General features: G+C 68.7%; 17 protein-coding genes. 10 read left to right on the plus strand and 7 right to left on the minus strand.

Annotated elements, in window-relative coordinates; translation table 11 throughout:
* Window positions 1-13: 13 nt before the first annotated feature.
* The gene (locus tag ACFU95_RS16540) at window positions 14-484 is read right to left on the minus strand and encodes a GNAT family N-acetyltransferase (RefSeq protein ID WP_383827724.1); all 471 of its coding nucleotides are present in this window, start codon (window positions 482-484) and stop codon (window positions 14-16) included.
* Window positions 485-580: 96 nt separating this feature from the next.
* Between ACFU95_RS16540 and ACFU95_RS16545 the strand changes: the two genes are divergently transcribed.
* Together ACFU95_RS16545 and ACFU95_RS16550 are read left to right on the plus strand one after the other, a co-directional pair.
* Window positions 581-1,081, plus strand: a complete 501-nt coding sequence (locus ACFU95_RS16545) for a MerR family transcriptional regulator (RefSeq protein WP_383827726.1) — start codon at window positions 581-583, stop codon at window positions 1,079-1,081.
* Window positions 1,078-2,091, plus strand: coding sequence for an aldo/keto reductase (locus tag ACFU95_RS16550; RefSeq protein ID WP_383827728.1), 1,014 nt, complete (start codon window positions 1,078-1,080; stop codon window positions 2,089-2,091). Before ACFU95_RS16545 ends, ACFU95_RS16550 begins: the two co-directional genes overlap by 4 nt.
* A gap of 159 nt (window positions 2,092-2,250) precedes the next feature.
* On the opposite strand, the gene ACFU95_RS16555 is transcribed toward ACFU95_RS16550, so the two are convergent.
* From ACFU95_RS16555 to ACFU95_RS16565, 3 genes are all read right to left on the minus strand, one after another.
* Window positions 2,251-3,123, minus strand: a complete 873-nt coding sequence (locus tag ACFU95_RS16555; protein WP_383827864.1) for a DUF4429 domain-containing protein — start codon at window positions 3,121-3,123, stop codon at window positions 2,251-2,253.
* Window positions 3,124-3,180: 57 nt separating this feature from the next.
* Window positions 3,181-4,398 (minus strand): alpha/beta hydrolase, encoded by a 1,218-nt coding sequence (locus ACFU95_RS16560; protein ID WP_383827730.1) that lies wholly within the window; start codon window positions 4,396-4,398, stop codon window positions 3,181-3,183.
* A 93-nt stretch (window positions 4,399-4,491) separates the two neighbouring features.
* The gene (locus tag ACFU95_RS16565) at window positions 4,492-5,118 is read right to left on the minus strand and encodes a TetR family transcriptional regulator (protein WP_383827732.1); all 627 of its coding nucleotides are present in this window, start codon (window positions 5,116-5,118) and stop codon (window positions 4,492-4,494) included.
* 66 nt (window positions 5,119-5,184) lie between these two features.
* Here ACFU95_RS16565 and ACFU95_RS16570 point away from each other — a divergent pair, with 66 nt between their 5' ends.
* Window positions 5,185-6,804 (plus strand): MFS transporter, encoded by a 1,620-nt coding sequence (locus tag ACFU95_RS16570; RefSeq protein ID WP_383827734.1) that lies wholly within the window; start codon window positions 5,185-5,187, stop codon window positions 6,802-6,804.
* Between the two features lie 210 nt (window positions 6,805-7,014).
* The gene (locus ACFU95_RS16575; protein WP_383827737.1) at window positions 7,015-7,320 is read left to right on the plus strand and encodes a small hydrophobic protein; all 306 of its coding nucleotides are present in this window, start codon (window positions 7,015-7,017) and stop codon (window positions 7,318-7,320) included.
* A 233-nt stretch (window positions 7,321-7,553) separates the two neighbouring features.
* Here ACFU95_RS16575 and ACFU95_RS16580 read toward each other — a convergent pair whose 3' ends face one another.
* The gene (locus ACFU95_RS16580; RefSeq protein ID WP_383827739.1) at window positions 7,554-8,315 is read right to left on the minus strand and encodes a potassium channel family protein; all 762 of its coding nucleotides are present in this window, start codon (window positions 8,313-8,315) and stop codon (window positions 7,554-7,556) included.
* Window positions 8,316-8,399: 84 nt separating this feature from the next.
* Window positions 8,400-11,147 (minus strand): pyruvate dehydrogenase (acetyl-transferring), homodimeric type, encoded by a 2,748-nt coding sequence (aceE, locus tag ACFU95_RS16585; RefSeq protein WP_383827741.1) that lies wholly within the window; start codon window positions 11,145-11,147, stop codon window positions 8,400-8,402.
* Between the two features lie 362 nt (window positions 11,148-11,509).
* Here aceE and ACFU95_RS16590 point away from each other — a divergent pair, with 362 nt between their 5' ends.
* From ACFU95_RS16590 to ACFU95_RS16615, 6 genes are all read left to right on the plus strand, one after another.
* Window positions 11,510-11,944, plus strand: coding sequence for a DUF3052 domain-containing protein (locus tag ACFU95_RS16590; RefSeq protein ID WP_383827743.1), 435 nt, complete (start codon window positions 11,510-11,512; stop codon window positions 11,942-11,944).
* A 119-nt stretch (window positions 11,945-12,063) separates the two neighbouring features.
* Window positions 12,064-12,522, plus strand: a complete 459-nt coding sequence (locus ACFU95_RS16595; protein ID WP_383827745.1) for a peroxiredoxin — start codon at window positions 12,064-12,066, stop codon at window positions 12,520-12,522.
* 157 nt (window positions 12,523-12,679) lie between these two features.
* Window positions 12,680-13,255, plus strand: coding sequence for a calcium homeostasis/redox stress adaptation protein (locus tag ACFU95_RS16600; RefSeq protein WP_345010743.1), 576 nt, complete (start codon window positions 12,680-12,682; stop codon window positions 13,253-13,255).
* 121 nt (window positions 13,256-13,376) lie between these two features.
* Window positions 13,377-13,952 carry a TerD family protein gene (locus tag ACFU95_RS16605; protein WP_030054589.1) on the plus strand — a complete coding sequence of 192 codons (576 nt, stop codon included), beginning with the start codon at window positions 13,377-13,379 and terminating at the stop codon, window positions 13,950-13,952.
* Between the two features lie 127 nt (window positions 13,953-14,079).
* Window positions 14,080-15,228, plus strand: a complete 1,149-nt coding sequence (locus ACFU95_RS16610; protein WP_383827747.1) for a DUF475 domain-containing protein — start codon at window positions 14,080-14,082, stop codon at window positions 15,226-15,228.
* A gap of 124 nt (window positions 15,229-15,352) precedes the next feature.
* Entirely contained in the window at window positions 15,353-16,090 is a 738-nt protein-coding gene (locus ACFU95_RS16615; RefSeq protein WP_383827749.1) for a Tellurium resistance, read from the plus strand.
* Between the two features lie 136 nt (window positions 16,091-16,226).
* Here ACFU95_RS16615 and ACFU95_RS16620 read toward each other — a convergent pair whose 3' ends face one another.
* Entirely contained in the window at window positions 16,227-17,036 is an 810-nt protein-coding gene (locus ACFU95_RS16620; protein ID WP_383827751.1) for a TerD family protein, read from the minus strand.
* Between the last annotated feature and the right edge of the window lie 25 nt (window positions 17,037-17,061).

Genomic DNA, 17,061 nt, shown 5'->3' on the forward strand with positions numbered 1-17,061 from the left:
GAGCCTAAGGCGCTCAGAGCTTCAGGATCATCGTGGGGTCCGGCTTGTGGACGAAGCCGAGGGAGGCGTACATCGGCTCGGCCTCCGCCGACGCGGTGAGCATGACCTGCCCGGCACCCCGCTCCCGGAACCACGCCAGCAACTCGTCCATGCACGCGCGCGCGTACCCGCGACGCCGGGCCCGCGGGTCGGTGGCGACGCTGAAGACGTACCCCGCCAGCCCGCCCGGATTGCCCGCCTTACCGATCCGGTAGTCGACCGTCCCGACCACCAGTGCGGCCAGCTCCCCCGGCCGGTCCGGGTGGTCGACGACGAACGCGGCGAAGTCCCCGTCCGGCGCGCCCAGCTTCCCCCGCAGCGCCGGGAGCGAGCCCGCGTGCCACTCCCTGGACGTGTCCCCGCCGGGCAGCGCGTCGATCATCACCTGGCGCAGACGCAGCACTTCCTCCGCGTCCTCGGGTGTGGCACGGCGTACGAGACTCATGCCCGCACGCTAGCGGCGACGATCACGCCATGTCCCGTGCATTTCTTACCCTTTCCGCTTGCTTGGAGCGCACTCCAAGGCCATAGCGTTGAGCGTATGACGGTGATGGAGACCACGAGTACCAGGACCGACAGCTGTGCCGCTCCGCCGCACCCGCACCGGCGGCCGCAGGGCCAGGACAGCTACACGATCAGCGAGGTCGTCGCCTTCACCGGTCTGACGGCCCACACCCTGCGCTGGTACGAGCGGATCGGCCTCATGCCGCACATCGACCGCTCGCACACCGGCCAGCGCCGCTACAGCAACCGTGACCTGGACTGGCTCGACCTCGTCGGCAAGCTGCGGCTGACCGGTATGCCGGTCGCCGACATGGTCCGGTACGCCGAGCTGGTGCGCGAGGGCGACCACACGTTCGGCGAGCGCTTCGAGCTGCTGGAGACGACCCGCAGCGACGTCCTCGCCCGGATCGCCGAACTCCAGGACACGCTGGCGGTCCTCGACCGGAAGATCAGTTTCTACGCGGACGCGGGGCGTCTGTACGAGCAGGACAAGACGTACGAGCAGCACAAGACGGAAAAGGTGGAGAAGGCCGGATGACGGACAGCAGGATCGCGACGGCACGACTCGGCGCGACGGGCCCCGAGGTGGGCGTCCAGGGCCTCGGCTGCATGGGCATGAGCTTCGGGTACGGCCCCTCCGACGCGGACGAGTCCCGGGCCACCCTGGAGCGCGCGCTGGAACTGGGCGTCACGCTGTACGACACGGCGGACGCGTACGGGGCGGGCGAGAACGAGAGGTTCCTGTCGCCGTTCTTCAAGGCGCACCGGGACGAGGTCGTCATCGCCACGAAGTTCGCCCTGGCGATCCCGCCGGACGACCCGACGCGCCGGATCATCCGCAACGACACGCCGTACATCCGCCAGGCGGTGGAGGCGAGCCTGCGCCGCCTGGACGTCGACGTGATCGACCTCTACTACATGCACCGCCGGGATGTGAACGTCCCCATCGAGGAGACCGTCGGCACGATGGCCGAGCTGGTCCGTGAGGGCAAGGTCAAGCACCTGGGCCTGAGCGAGATCACGGGCGGGGAACTGCGCGCCGCGCAGGCGGTCCACCCCATCGCGGCCGTGCAGTCCGAGTGGTCCCTGTTCAGCCGCGACATCGAGGCGAACGTGGTCCCGACGGCGCGCGAGCTGGGCGTCGCCCTCGTCCCGTACTCCCCGCTGGGCCGGGGCTTCCTCACGGGCTCCTTCGCCAAGGCCGAGGACCTGACGGCCGGCGACTTCCGCCGCCAACAGCCCCGTTACACGGGCGAGAACGCGACGGCGAACGCCGCCCTCCTGGACCCGATCCGCAAGGTCGCCGAGGCATACGGGGCCACGCCGGGGCAGATCGCGCTGGCCTGGGTCCAGCAGCAGGCAGCCGTACACGACCTCCCGGTGATCCCGATCCCGGGCACCCGCAAGCCGACGCGAGTGGAGGAGAACGCAGGCGCGACGCGGATCGTGCTGAGCGGGGAGGAGCTGGCCCTGCTGGACCCGATCGCGGCCCAGGTGGCGGGCGACAGGTACGCGGACATGCGGTTCGCGTCGGCGGGCCGGGAGTAGCGGCTTCGGCGGGCGGAGGGGAGAGGTCTTGGCCGGCGGGGAGGAGCAGGTCTTCTCGGCGGGCCGCGGGGGAGAGGCTTTCAGGGGCGCGGGGAACTGCGCGACCAGCCACAACCGGCCCGCACCCGACCGACAACGGAACCCGGCAGACGCTCAGCCCTAAAGTTCCGCCAGCAACTCGGCCTTCTTCACCGAGAACTCCTCATCCGTCACCAACCCGGCCTGATGCAGTTCCCCGAGGTGACGAATCCGCTCGGCGATGTCGGCGGGATCCCGGCGCGGCGCAGCCGCCGCCGGGACAGCCGCCACCGCCACCCCGGCGGAGCGAACCGCCGACAACACCGCCGCAGCGAACGGCAACGACTCGTGCACCGGCCCGTACCCCAGCCCGAACACCACGGCCGCCGGATCGTGATCGACCTGCTCCGGCGCGAGCCGCTCGTCGGCGGAGTCCCGCCGGAGCAACCGCAGGTACCCCTCGAAGACCTCGGGCGACCGCCACTCGACGCCGCTCAACTCGGCGACGGAGAAACTCTGATCCCCCGCCTTCCACTTCGCGGAGGACGCACCCGTCCAGAACCACCGGAACCGCACCGTCTGTCCGTCGAACGACGCCTTCCCGTCGTACGCCTTGAACTGCAACGGCACATCGGGCGCCCCCACGAGGAACTCCTCGGCCGGCCCCGACGCCGTCAGCTCCGCGCGCAACTCGTCGGCGTAGTACTCGGCCAGCGTCTCGCGCTCGGCCGGCAGCACCAGCCGATACGGATCGCCGCCCTCCTTCAACTGCCCCGCAGCCGCCTCCATCAACGGATCGGCACCGGGCCGCAGCTCCAGGCGCAGAACCACCGTCCCGCGCTTCCCCGGCGTCAGCGTGACCCCGCCGATCGCTTCAAGAGGCACCCGGCGTTCCCCCAGCGACTGGAAGAGCTTGGGTGTTCGAATGCCCCGTTCGTAGCGGATGAGCACGGAGTCGGACTCGAACTCCCAGGCGGCATGAAATCCGGCCAGTACGTCACCCATGCGGCTCATCGTATGCGGCACGTGCTTCTCCGTCGCCACCCCGCGCACACCGCGATTCCTGCGCCTCTACGCGCGTCCGGCCGACGCCGTGTCGGACAAACCCGCCCGACAGGCCTCGGCATCGTCTGCGCACCGCACCGAGCGGTACGCGCCAACCCCGATCTCGGCGAAGTTCGCCACACTGTCCGTACCCGGCTCGAAATAGCCGCCGTGCCCCTTCGCCTCCCGCGCCGACAGCACCCGGGCCCCGAAGACCGAGGACATCGGGTCCTCCCCGTGTCCCAGCCCGCCGACCTCCAGATACGGCACGTCCTGCACCCAGTCGTCCGCGTCCCGCATCGCCCACACATGCGCGGACGTGCGCAGGTTGGCGGCCTTCGAGACCCGCATTCCGGGGCTCCCGGCCACCGCTATGTCGGCCACCCGCTCCGACAGGGTGGGCGCGGCGATCCCGCACAGCACCGAGCCGTAGCTGTGGCAGAAGAGGGAGACCGGTGAACCGCCGGGCAGTCCGCGCACCAGCGCCTCCAGGCGTACGGCCCCGTCCGCGGCCCGCATCGCCGTCGCCGAGTCGATGCCGAGCCCGCTCGGCGCGGTGTAGTCGGCCCAGGCGATCACGGCCGTACGCGTCGAGGGGCTGGCCTCGCGCTCGGCCGCGTACAGCGACTGGGCCATACCGGCCGGCGCCGAGTACTGGCGGCTGGAGCGCTGGAAGGTGAGCAGGTCGGTGTCGACGCCGGGCACGACGACCGAGATCCGCTCCGCCCCGGCCAAGTCGCCGAACACCTCGGCGGCCCGCCCCGAGCCCTCGGGGTCGAAGGCGAGGATGCGCCGGTCCGCCCCCATCATCGACTCGAAGCGATGCATACGACGGCCCGCCTCGCGCTGTCCGTCGGGCGTGAGCTTCTGGTCGTGCATGCGCTTGCGCTCGACCTCGCGCGCCTCGTCGAGGGCGACGCGGTTGGCGCGGTAGCGCAGCTCGACGGGGGCGCCGTTCATGTTGCCGACCGCGAGCGGAAAGCGGCGTACGAGGTCGGCGCGCTGTCCGTCGGTGAGCGAGGTGAAGAACTGGGCGAGCCGCGTGGGGGAGGAGTTCACGGCCGGCAGCGGGTGACCGGCGATGCTGCCGTGCTCCCAGGCGCTGAGCGAGGCCTGGAGCGGTGCCGGGGTCCGGTGGTGGCGCAGGGCGGTCCAGCCGGTGGTCGCCAGCATCACGAACACCACGGCCAGTGCGAGCAGAGCGCGCCAGACGTTCAGTTGCGGGGACGTATCGAAGGAAGTCACTGGGAGGACACACTAGGAGAACGACAGGGTCTCGCGTTAACCAAGTGACAGGTATCACGTTTCGATCAAGGCGGTGTTAACACGCCGATGACCTCAGTGTGTTCGCCAGCTCTCGCTGAGTGCCGGACCCACCTGTTCGAGATATGAGACGGTCAGTGCCCGCATGGCGTCAAGGCTGAAGTCCTCGCCGACACTCCACTGACGCTCCGTCAGCCGCATCACACCGCCGAAGACGGCCACCGCCAGCCGCGGTCGCGGGTCCGTGTCCATGTCGACCCCCTCGCGCTCGGCGAGGATGCCCGCCATCGCCTCCTCGACCTCCACCGAGCGGCGCAGATGGGCGGCGAGCAGGGCGGGTGTCGACTCGATCACCCGGCACATGCGCAGATACAGCTCGACCGGCGCGATGGCCTGGATCACGTCGTTGAGCGTGTCCCAGCCCTCCAGCACGGCCTGGCGCAGCGCCTCCATGGGCGCCTCGTGCGGCGGGCGCTCGCGCACCCCCTGGAGGAAGTGCGCCACCGTCACCTCCATCAGGGCGAGGGCCGCCTCCTCCTTGCCGGCGAAGTAGCGGAAGAACGTGCGCTGCGACACGTCGACGGCCTCCGCGATGTCGTCGACGGTGGTGCGCTCGTACCCCTGGGTGGTGAAGAGCTCCAGCGCGGTACGCAGCAGTGCTTCCCGGGTGCGCTGCTTCTTGCGTTCGCGCAGTGTTTCCATAGGTGTCAGTTACCGACTTGTGAATTGGTTTGTCAATTGTCAGTGGCTGTCACTAGCCTCGAACACATGACTAGTCAGACCACCATCAAGACGACGGGGCCGGGGGACCAGGCACCAGCGACCCCGTCGGACGCGACGCCGGCCAAGGGGCTGCGCGGCCACCCTTGGCTCACCCTCATCACCGTCGCGGTCGGGGTCATGATGGTGGCCCTCGACGGCACCATCGTGGCGATCGCCAACCCGGCCATCCAGAAGGACCTGAGCGCGTCCTTCGCCGAGGTGCAGTGGATCACCAACGGCTACTTCCTCGCCCTCGCGGTCGCCCTGATCACCGCGGGCAAGCTCGGTGACCGCTTCGGCCACCGCCAGACATTCCTGATCGGCGTGGTCGGCTTCGCCGCCGCCTCCGGCGCGATCGGACTGTCCAGCAGCATTGCCGCGGTCGTCGTCTTCCGTGTCTTCCAGGGCCTGTTCGGCGCGCTGCTGATGCCGGCCGCGCTCGGCCTGCTGCGCGCGACCTTCCCGGCCGAGAAGCTCAACATGGCCATCGGCATCTGGGGCATGGTCATCGGCGCCTCCACCGCCGGCGGCCCGATCCTCGGCGGCGTCCTCGTCGAGCACGTCAACTGGCAGTCGGTGTTCTTCATCAACGTGCCGGTCGGCATCCTCGCCGTCGTCCTCGGCGTGCTGATCCTCCTCGACCACCGCCCCGAGAACGCCCCGCGCTCCTTCGACGTCCTGGGCATAGCCCTTCTCTCGACGGCGATGTTCTGCCTGGTCTGGGCCCTGATCAAGGCCCCGGCGTGGGGCTGGGGCGACGGCAGGACGTGGCTGTTCATAGCCGGCTCGGTCGTGGGCTTCGCGCTCTTCGCGTTCTGGGAGACGAAGGTCAGGGAGCCCCTGATCCCGCTGGCCCTCTTCCGCTCGGTGCCGCTCTCCGCGGGTGTCGTCCTGATGGTCCTGATGGCCATCGCGTTCATGGGCGGCCTGTTCTTCGTGACGTTCTACCTCCAGAACGTCCACGGGATGAGCCCGATCGACGCCGGCCTCCACCTGCTTCCCCTCACCGGCATGATGATCGTCGGCTCCCCGCTCGCGGGCGCGATGATCACCAAGCTCGGCCCGCGTGTCCCGCTGGCGGGCGGCATGGCGCTCACCGCGATCGCCATGTACGGCATGTCCACGCTGGAGACGGACACCGGCAGCGCCGTCATGTCGCTCTGGTTCGCCCTGCTCGGACTCGGCCTCGCGCCGGTCATGGTCGGCGCCACGGAGGTCATCGTCGGCAACGCGCCCATGGAGCTGTCCGGTGTGGCCGGCGGTCTCCAGCAGGCCGCGATGCAGATCGGCGGCAGCCTCGGTACGGCCGTGCTGGGCGCCGTGATGGCCTCCAAGGTCGACAGCGACCTCGCCGGCAACTGGACGTCCGCGGGCCTGCCGCCGCTGACCGCTGCCCAGGAGGCCCAGGCCTCCGAGGCGGTCCAGGTCGGCGTGCCGCCGCTGGCCCCGGGTACTCCCGAGCAGATCGCCGCGAAGATCACCGACGTGGCACACGACACATTCATCTCGGGCATGAGCCTGGCGTCCCTGGTCGCCGCCGGTGTGGCCGTCGTCGCCGTCTTCGTGGCCTTCCTGACCAAGCGCGGTGAGAACGCGGAGGCGGGTGCGGGCGCGGCGCACATCTGACGAACGGAGGGAGCGAGGGCGGGAGTTCCCCTATCAGGGTGACAACGCCGAAGATCCCTCCCACCGGCATGCGCCGCAGGTCACAGTGGGTCAAGCCAGGGCCTGTGGCGCGCTGCCGGAGGGGGTCAGCGCGCTCAGGCCCGGACGCGTAGGCATGACAAGCGCACCGTGGGTACTCGCCAAGTCGAACGCCGATTCAGGGAGTTGACGATGGCGGGCTTCTCGCACGGTACGCGCAGGCACCCCCGCTCACGTGGCCGGACGTGGTCACGGACCGGGCCGGATCGCGCGACACTGGGGATCATCGGAGCCGTCTGCGCTTTCGCCGGATTCTTCGTACTGGGCATCATCCTCGGCCCGGCGGCGATGGTCTGCGGCTGGCTGTCCATGAACCGCACCTGGTCAGGAGCCCGTCCCGTCCCGGCGTTGATCGCCCTGGTCCTGGGCGGGATCGACACCCTGCTGGCGATCATCTGGCTGGCGGGTGCGGCAGCCCCGGGCGGCGGTCTGTTCTAGCGGGCCGCTCGCCCGTGTCGGGGCCGACCTGGGTGGGGCGCGCAGCGCCCCCTCAGGGGCGCGGGGAACCGCGCGACCAGCCACCACCACCCGCAGCCACCACCACCCGCAGCCCCCGTCGAACCCAAGGCCCCGAGTTCCGCGGCCAGCGGGCTTTACCCGCACCCCACCTGCCCCGGCACGTAGCGCCGGCGGTCGGCCAACCCCCGGCCGGCCCCCGCCCCGGGCCAGAGCTAACGCGCCCTCTCCTCACCCACCTGCTCCGGCACCCGTGGCCCCGACAGCGAAGCGACCTCCGCGCGCAGTGCGCGAACCTCCTCCGTCAACAGCCGTATCGCCTCCGTCTGCCGCCGCTCCTCCACGTCGTCCATCTCGAACCGCGCTATGAACCACGCCGCGATGTTCGCGGTCACCACACCCAGCAGGGCGATCCCGGACAGCATCAGGCCCACCGCGAGCATCCGCCCCACGCCGGTGGTCGGCGCGTGGTCTCCGTACCCCACGGTCGTCATGGTGGTGAACGACCACCACACCGCGTCACCCAGCGTCTTGATGTTCCCGTCCGGTGAGTCCCGCTCGACGGAGAGCACGGCCAGTGACCCGAACATCAGCAGCCCGACCACCGCCCCGGCGACATACGTGGTCAGCCGTATCTGCGAGGCCATCCGCGCCCGCTGGCCCACCAGCGTCAGCGTCGACACGAGGCGCAGCAACCGAAGCGGCTGAATCAACGGCAGCAGCACCGCGCACAGGTCCAGCCAGTGCGACCGTGCGAACTCCAGGCGGCGTTCCGCGAGCGCGAGCCGGGCGACGTAGTCCAGCGCGAACGCGCCCCACACCACCCACTCCACCGCGAGACACACGGCCACCACGTCACGGCTCGCGTCGGGCTCGACGATCGGCACGGCGTAGGCCACGGCGAACACCAGGGCCAGACCGAACAGGGGCCGTTGGGTGAGCCGTTCCCAACGGACTTGCGCGGGCGGTTGCTTCATGGCCGCATCGTAGGAAATGTGAAGGGGTGGTGTAGCCCGCAGGTCACCCACGGGCACACCACCCCATCGATCAGTTGACGGACGCTACGCGTCGCCCCCGGCCGCCCCCGGGTCCGCGGCCGACGCGTCGAGCAGCTGATACCGGTCGATCGCCTGCTTCAGCACCGACCGGTCCACCTTCCCCTCCTTCGCCAGCTCGGTCAGCACCGCCACCACGATCGACTGCGCGTCGATGTGGAAGAAGCGGCGGGCCGCACCGCGGGTGTCCGCGAAACCGAAGCCGTCGGCGCCCAGCGACTGGTACGTCCCGGGCACCCACCGCGCGATCTGGTCCGGCACCGACCGCATCCAGTCGGAGACGGCCACGAACGGACCCTCGGCGCCGCTCAGCTTTCGCGTCACCCACGGCACCCGCTGCTCCTCCTCCGGGTGCAGCAGGTTGTGCTCCTCGCACTCCACGGCCTCGCGCCGCAGCTCGTTCCAGGAGGTGGCCGACCAGACGTCGGCCTTGACGTTCCACTCCTCGGCGAGGATCCGCTGCGCCTCGACCGCCCAGGGGACGGCCACGCCGGACGCCATGATCTGCGCCGGGATGGAACCCGCCGTGCCCTCGCCGATCCGGTGGACGCCCTTGAGGATGCCCTCGACGTCGACGTCCGCCGGCTCGGCCGGGTGCTGGATCGGCTCGTTGTAGACGGTGAGGTAGTAGAAGACGTCCTCGCCGTGCGGGTGCTCGGCCGAGCTGCCGTACATCCTGCGCAGGCCGTCCTGCACGATGTGCGCGATCTCGTACGAGTACGCCGGGTCGTACGCGACACAGCCCGGGTTCGTCGAGGCGAGCAGCTGTGAGTGGCCGTCCGCGTGCTGGAGGCCCTCACCGGTCAGCGTCGTACGCCCGGCGGTCGCGCCCAGGACGAAACCGCGCGCCAGCTGGTCCGCCATCTGCCAGAACTGGTCGCCGGTGCGCTGGAAACCGAACATCGAGTAGAAGACGTACACCGGGATCAGCGGCTCGCCGTGCGTGGCGTACGCCGAACCCGCCGCGATCAGCGACGCCGTACAGCCCGCCTCCGAGATGCCGTCGTGCAGCATCTGGCCCTGCGGCGACTCCTTGTAGGCGAGCAGCAGCTCGCGGTCGACCGACTCGTACTGCTGGCCGAGCGGGTTGTAGATCTTCGCGCTCGGGAAGAACGAGTCCATGCCGAACGTGCGGTACTCGTCCGGCGCGATCAGCACGAACCGCTTGCCGATCTCCTTGTCCCGCATGAGATCCTTGAGGAGACGGACAAAGGCCATGGTCGTCGCGATCGACTGGTGGCCCGAGCCCTTCTTCACAGTCGCGTACGTCTGGTCCTCCGGCAGCGCCAGCGGCTTCGACCGCACGACACGCGTCGGGACGTAACCGCCGAGGCCCTTGCGGCGGTCGTGCATGTACTGGATCTCCTCGGAGTCCCGCCCCGGGTGGTAGTACGGCGGAACCCCGCTGTCGAGGTCCTTGTCGGCGATCGGCAGGTGCAGCCGGTCACGGAAGCGCTTGAGGTCGTCGACTGTCAGCTTCTTCATCTGGTGCGTGGCGTTGCGGCCCTCGAAGTTGGGTCCGAGCGTCCAGCCCTTGATCGTCTTGGCGAGGATCACCGTCGGCTGGCCCTTGTGCGCCTTGGCCGCCGAGAACGCCGCGAAGATCTTCTTGTGGTCGTGACCGCCACGGCCCAGGTGCAGGATCTGGTCGTCGGTCATGCCCTCGACCATCGCGCGCAGCCGCTGGTCGTCGCCGAAGAAGTGGTCGCGGATATAGCCGCCGGTCTCGGTGGCGTACGTCTGGAACTGGCCGTCCGGCGTGGTGTTCATCCGGTTGACGAGGATGCCGTCGCGGTCCTGCGCGAGCAGCGGGTCCCAGGTGCGGTCCCAGATCAGCTTGATGACGTTCCAGCCGGCGCCGCGGAAGATCGACTCCAGCTCCTGGATGACCTTGCCGTTGCCCCGCACCGGGCCGTCGAGGCGCTGGAGGTTGCAGTTGACCACGAACGTGAGGTTGTCCAGGCCCTCGCGGGCGGCGATGGACAACTGGCCGAGCGACTCCGGCTCGTCCATCTCGCCGTCGCCCAGGAACGCCCAGACCTGCGACTTGGAGGTGTCCGCGATGCCGCGCGCCTCCATGTAGCGGTTCATCCGTGCCTGGTAGATCGCGCCGATCGGGCCGAGGCCCATCGAGACGGTCGGGAACTCCCAGAAGTCCGGCATCGACCGCGGGTGCGGGTAGCTCGACAGGCCGTACCGCGCCTTCGACTTCTCCTGGCGGAACGCGTCCAGGTTCTGCTCGCTGAGGCGGTCCAGCAGGAACGCGCGGGCGTAGATGCCCGGCGAGGCGTGGCCCTGGAAGAAGACCTGGTCGCCGCCGTCACCCTCGTCCTTGCCCCGGAAGAAGTGGTTGAAGCCGACGTCGTAGAGCGAGGCGGAGGAGGCGAAGGTGGCGATGTGACCGCCGACGCCGATGCCGGGGCGCTGGGCCCTGGACACCATGACCGCGGCGTTCCACCGGGTGGCGTTGAGGATCTTGCGCTCGATCTCCTCGTTGCCGGGGAAGAACGGCTCGCTCTTGGTGGGGATCGTGTTGACGTAGTCCGTGCTGCGCATCTCGGGCACGGCGACACGCTTCTCGCGGGCCCGCTCGATCAGTCGCAGCATCAGATAGCGGGCCCGCTCCCGGCCGCGCTCGTCCACGGCGGCGTCGAGGGAGTCGAGCCACTCCTGGGTTTCCTCGGGATCGAAGTCAGGAACCTGACTCGGAAGGCCGCCAATGATGATCGGGTTGCGATCGGATCCGGAAGCCACGCTGTTCCTTACCTGTCAGAGGGCCGTGTCTTGGGGGTTTCTGGGTGTCTGCACCGCTCCCCATCGTGTACCTCGGGGCGCCAAACGTCATCTCTACTGTGGGGTAACCGTTTCCTGGGGAACGGTGGAGCCGCAACGGTTGGTTCCCAAAAGAACAAAGGGGGCAGATTGGTGTGGTGCGCGTCACCCTGAGACGATGAGGGTGTGCCTGGAGTTGCGGTGACACGTTCAGGATCGTCACCGTTTCGGCGGTCTGAACGGCCGGGTACTTGCGCGATCCGCCCCGCCCGTGTGGACTACGGCCAATGCTTCGCGCACGCGCGTGGCTGAGACATTCCCAAAACATGATCAGGAGGCAACCCGTGAGCGCGACCGCGGACCACGCGGAGGAGCGGACCCTTGCCGAGAGGCTGGGGTTCCAGCCCGAGCAGGTGGTCCAGGAGATCGGCTACGACGACGACGTAGACCAGGAACTCCGCGAGGCCATTGAGTCAGTCACCGGCACAGAGCTCGTGGACGAGGACTACGACGACGTCGCCGATGCCGCGGTGCTGTGGTTCCGCGACGAGGACGGCGACCTGACGGATGCACTGGTGGACGCCACCACGTACATCGAAGAGGGCGGCTCGATCCTGTTGCTGACGCCGAAGACCGGCCGTGACGGCTACGTGGAGCCCAGCGAAATCTCGGAAGCCTCCACCACGGCGGGGTTGTCGGCATCCAAGAGCGTCAGCGTCGGCAAGGACTGGAGCGGCAGCCGGCTGGTGACGCCCAAGGCCGCCAAGTCCAAGAAGTAACCGGTGGCGGTGCCGGGCCGGGCCGAAAGGCCCGGCCCGGCCTCCTGCACGGGCCGCGGTGGTCGCTGCATAGGGTGGGGTTCCACCCGAACAGCCCCACCGAAGGGACATCCACGACGATGGCGATCCAGGTCGGCGACAAGGCCCCCGACTTCGAGCTCAAGGACAACCACGGCAGGGTCGTGAAGCTCTCCGACTTCCGTGGTTCCAAGAACGTCGTCCTGCTCTTCTACCCCTTCGCCTTCACCGGCGTCTGCACCGGCGAGCTGTGCGAGGTGCGCGACAACCTGCCGCAGTTCTCCGACCGCGACACGCAGGTGCTCGCCCTCTCCAACGACTCCATCCACACCCTGCGGGTCTTCGCCGAGCAGGAGGGCCTGGAGTACCCGCTGCTCAGCGACTTCTGGCCGCACGGCGAGGTCAGCCGCGCCTACGGAGTCTTCGCCGAGGACAAGGGCTGCGCGGTGCGCGGCACCTTCGTCATCGACAAGGAGGGCGTCGTCCGCTGGACCGTCGTCAACGCCCTGCCGGACGCGCGTGACCTGAGCGAGTACGTCAAGGCACTCGACACCCTCTGATCCGTCCGATCCCGTCCGTTCCCCCTGGTGGCCGACACCTGTGATTCTTCGGCACCAGGGCCTGCGAGGTACGGGAACCCGTCACTAGGATCGACTCGTTGATCCGATATCAAACGCACGGCGGGGCTCCCCGCCCCTGGACACCAATGGAGGACTCGTGGGAGTCAGCCTCAGCAAGGGCGGCAACGTATCACTGAGCAAGGAGGCGCCCGGTCTGACCGCGGTCATCGTCGGTCTGGGGTGGGACATCCGCACCACGACCGGCACCGACTTCGACCTGGACGCCAGCGCACTGCTGCTGAACCCGGAAGGCAAGGTCGGCAGCGACGCGAACTTCGTCTTCTTCAACAACCTCAAGAGCGCCGACGGCTCGGTCGAGCACACCGGCGACAACCTCACCGGTGAGGGCGAGGGCGACGACGAGCAGATCAAGATCAACCTCGCCGGTGTCCCGGCGGACGTGGAGAAGATCGTCTTCCCGGTCTCGATCTACGACGCCGAGAACCGCCAGCAGTCCTTCGGCCAGGTGCGCAACGCGTTCATCCGCGTCGTGAACCAGGCCGGCGGCGCCGAGATCGCGCGCTACGACCTCTCGGAGGACGCCTCCACCGAGACCGCGATGGTCTTCGGCGAGCTGTACCGGCACGGTGCGGAGTGGAAGTTCCGCGCCATCGGCCAGGGCTACGCGTCGGGTCTGCGCGGTATCGCGCAGGACTTCGGTGTGAACGTCTGAGTTCGCATCCGAGGTGACCGTCCAGGACACCACTGGCTGAGTCCGGCGCCGCATCCGTTTGGGTGCGGCGCCGGATGCGCAGGACAACCAGAGAAGTGAAACGCGGGGAGGGACCAGCATCATGGGCGTCACGCTCGCCAAGGGAGGAAACGTCTCCCTGTCCAAGGCCGCACCGAATCTCACCCAGGTGATGATCGGGCTCGGCTGGGACGCGCGCTCCACCACCGGAGCCCCCTTCGACCTCGACGCCAGCGCACTGGTGTGCAGCGGCGGGCGCGTCCTGGGCGACGAGTGGTTCGTCTTCTACAACCAGCTCAAGAGCCCGGACGGCTCGGTGGAGCACACCGGGGACAACCTCACCGGTGAGGGTGACGGCGACGACGAGTCGCTCCTGATCGACCTTTCCAAGGTGCCGGCCCACTGCGACAAGATCGTCTTCCCGGTCTCGATCCATATGGCCGACGAGCGCGGCCAGACCTTCGGTCAGGTGAGCAACGCCTTCATCCGTGTGGTCAACCAGGCCGACGGCCAGGAACTCGCCCGCTACGACCTGAGCGAGGACGCCTCCACCGAGACCGCCATGATCTTCGGCGAGGTCTACCGCTACCAGGGCGAATGGAAGTTCCGGGCAGTGGGACAGGGGTACGCGTCGGGCCTTCGGGGCATCGCGCTCGACTTCGGAGTCAACGTCTCATAACGCGATATGAGCAAAAGCCGGGCCGGGGTAGGGGTGCGAAGAGGTGCCGAACTAGACTTCGGCTTCAAAAGTTCGTAAAGCCGAGTGCGGCGCGGGGGAGCCCCGTACACACAGGATTGGGTAGCCAGTGGTTCTGAAAACCTTCGGTTGGTCGTTCGCGGTCACCGCGCTCGGCCTGGTTGCAGCGGTCCTCTTCGGGGGGTGGACCGCCCTCGGTATCGTGGCGATCCTCTCCGTCCTCGAGATCTCGCTGTCGTTCGACAACGCGGTGGTCAACGCCGGAATCCTGAAGAAGATGAATGCCTTCTGGCAGAAGATCTTCCTCACCATCGGCATCCTGATCGCCGTCTTCGGTATGCGACTGGTCTTCCCCGTCGTCATCGTCGCGATCAGCGCGCAGCTCGGGCCGATCGAGGCCGTCGACCTCGCGCTCAGCGACAAGGACCAGTACCAGCAGCTCGTCACCGACGCCCACCCGGCGATCGCCGCGTTCGGTGGCATGTTCCTGCTGATGATCTTCCTGGACTTCATCTTCGAGGACCGGGACATCAAGTGGCTGGGCTGGCTGGAGCGCCCGCTGGCCAAGCTCGGCAAGGTCGACATGCTGACCGTCTGCATCGCCCTGATCGTGCTGCTCATCAGCGCGATGACCTTCGCGACCAACGCCCACCAGCACGGCGGCGCACATGTCGACAAGGCGGAGACGGTTCTGCTCTCCGGTATCGGGGGCCTCATCACCTACCTGATCGTGGGCGGTCTCTCCGGGTACTTCGAGGACAAGCTCGAAGAGGAGGAGGAGCGCGAGCACGAGGCCGAGGAAGCGGCCGAGCGCTCCGGCAAGCCCCGCACCGCCGTCGCCATGGCCGGCAAGGCCGCGTTCTTCATGTTCCTCTACCTTGAGGTCCTGGACGCGTCCTTCTCCTTCGACGGCGTGATCGGCGCCTTCGCCATCACCAACGACATCGTCCTGATGGCCCTGGGCCTCGGTATCGGCGCGATGTACGTCCGTTCGCTGACCGTGTACCTGGTCCGCGAGGGCACCCTCGACGACTACGTCTACCTGGAGCACGGCGCGCACTACGCCATCGGCGCCCTCGCCGGGATCCTGCTGGTCACCATCCAGTACGAGATCAACGAGTTCATCACCGGCTCCATCGGCGTCATCCTGATCGGCTGGTCCTTCTGGTCCTCGGTGCGCCGCAACCGTGCGCTGGCGGCCGCGGAGGGAAAAGCGGAGGGCTCGGACGAGAAGACTGAGGTCTCGTCCGGGGTGTGACACCCCTGCGGGTGAGGAACGCTCTGAGCGGGGCGGCCGGGCCTCCGGCCGCCCCGCCGGTTTTTCCAGGTGACCGTGGTTTTCTCGTGGTGAACGCGGTTCTTTCGTGGGACGTGGGGGCGGAATGGGCTTCTTGGACGGACTCCGGCGCGGCCGGGAGGCCGAGTTCGACTCGGGCAGCGCGTCATCGAACTCGATCGAGCTGACGAAGCGGCACGACCGGGTCTCGCTCACCAAGCAGGGCGCTGCCACCGGGCATCTGCGGATCAACCTCACCTGGCGGATGCGTACGTCCGACATCGGGGGGTCGCAGCGGGAGAGCCTGCTACGGCACCCGTTCAGGGCGCTCAAGCCGCCGGAGGTGCTCGGGCACAGCCAGAGCATGGTCAACGTCGACCTCGACCTCGGGGCGCTGTACGAACTGACCGACGGGACGAAGGGCGTCGTCCAGCCACTGGGCGGGTTCCTCGGGGACGTCAACGCGCCGCCGTACGTGAAGCTCAGCGGGGACGACCGGTTCGGGTCGGCGTCCGGGGAGACGATCTACGTCAACCTCGATCACCGCGAGAACATCAAGCGGTTGCTGGTCTTTGTGTACATCTACGACCAGACGCCGGCGTTCGACCGCACGCACGCGATCGTCACGCTGTACCCGAGCAACGGGCCCCGGATCGAGATAGGCCTCGACGAGCGGCACCCGCAGGCACGGTCCTGCGCGGTGGTGATGATCGAGAACGTGAAGGGCGAGATCTGGGTCCGGCGTGAGGTGAAGTTCGTCTACGGGTTCCAGGCCGAGCTGGACCGGTTGTTCGGGTGGGGGTTGCAGTGGGGGCGCGGATACAAGACGAAGGCGGAGCGCTGACGCTGGGTCTTGGCCGGTGCGCCCAATAGCTCGGGGTTCCGTGTCGTCTCGAGTGTGCAGGTGGGCTGTGGCTGGTCGCGCCCACGCGGCGGTAGCCGCAGATTCAACACAGCCCCGCGCCCCTGGGGGGTGACAGCTACCGTCCGATGAATTGTGGGCCCTGTGGCGGTAGGCGGAACTCCTGGCCCGGTGCTGCCGTGACCGGGGGCGGATAGCCGTAGCCCGACGCGGACAGGGCCGGCTGGCTGGTGGGCTGGGGGTAGCCGTAGGCCGGCTGGGTCGGTGGGGGCTGCTGGGGGTAGCCGTAGGCCGGCTGGGGCGGGACCACGGTCGTCGGCTGCTCCGGCGGAAGAGGCTGCGAGACCTCCGGCACGGGGGTCGGCGTGGACTCCGCCATGGCCTCCGACTCGTCCACCGAGATGCCGTAGTCCGTGGCCAGGCCCCTGAGGCCGTCCGAGTAGCCCTCGCCGAGAGCGCGGAACTTCCAGCCCTCGCCGCGGCGGTACAGCTCGCCGCAGACCAGGGCCGTCTCCTGGCCGGTCTCCGGCTTGATGTCGAAGTACGCCAGCGGGTCGCCGTCGGCGGCTGCCGCGTCGTACAGCACGATGCGCAGGTCTCGTACGCGGTCGAAGGCGACGCCGTCCGCCGAAGCGACCAGGAGAATCTGACCGACGCCGGACTCGACACCGGCCAGATCTGTCTGGATCGTGTCGGTGAGGCCCTCGGTGCCCCGCTTCTTGCCGAGCCGCCAGACCTTCCCCGAGGGGTGCCGGGGCTGGTTGTAGAACACGAAGTCCTCGTCGGAGCGCACACGTCCGTCGGGGCCGAGGAGGAGAGCCGAGGCGTCGACATCCGGGACCCCCTGCCCGGGCGTCCAGCGCAGCACGGCGCGTACCGTCGTGGCTTCGAGCGGGACGTTCGACCCCTTCAACATCGCGTGCGTCATACGGTCATCCTGCCCTCTCCGTCCT

The organism is Streptomyces sp. NPDC057623, from assembly GCF_042800355.1.
In the GTDB taxonomy this organism is placed as follows: domain Bacteria; phylum Actinomycetota; class Actinomycetes; order Streptomycetales; family Streptomycetaceae; genus Streptomyces.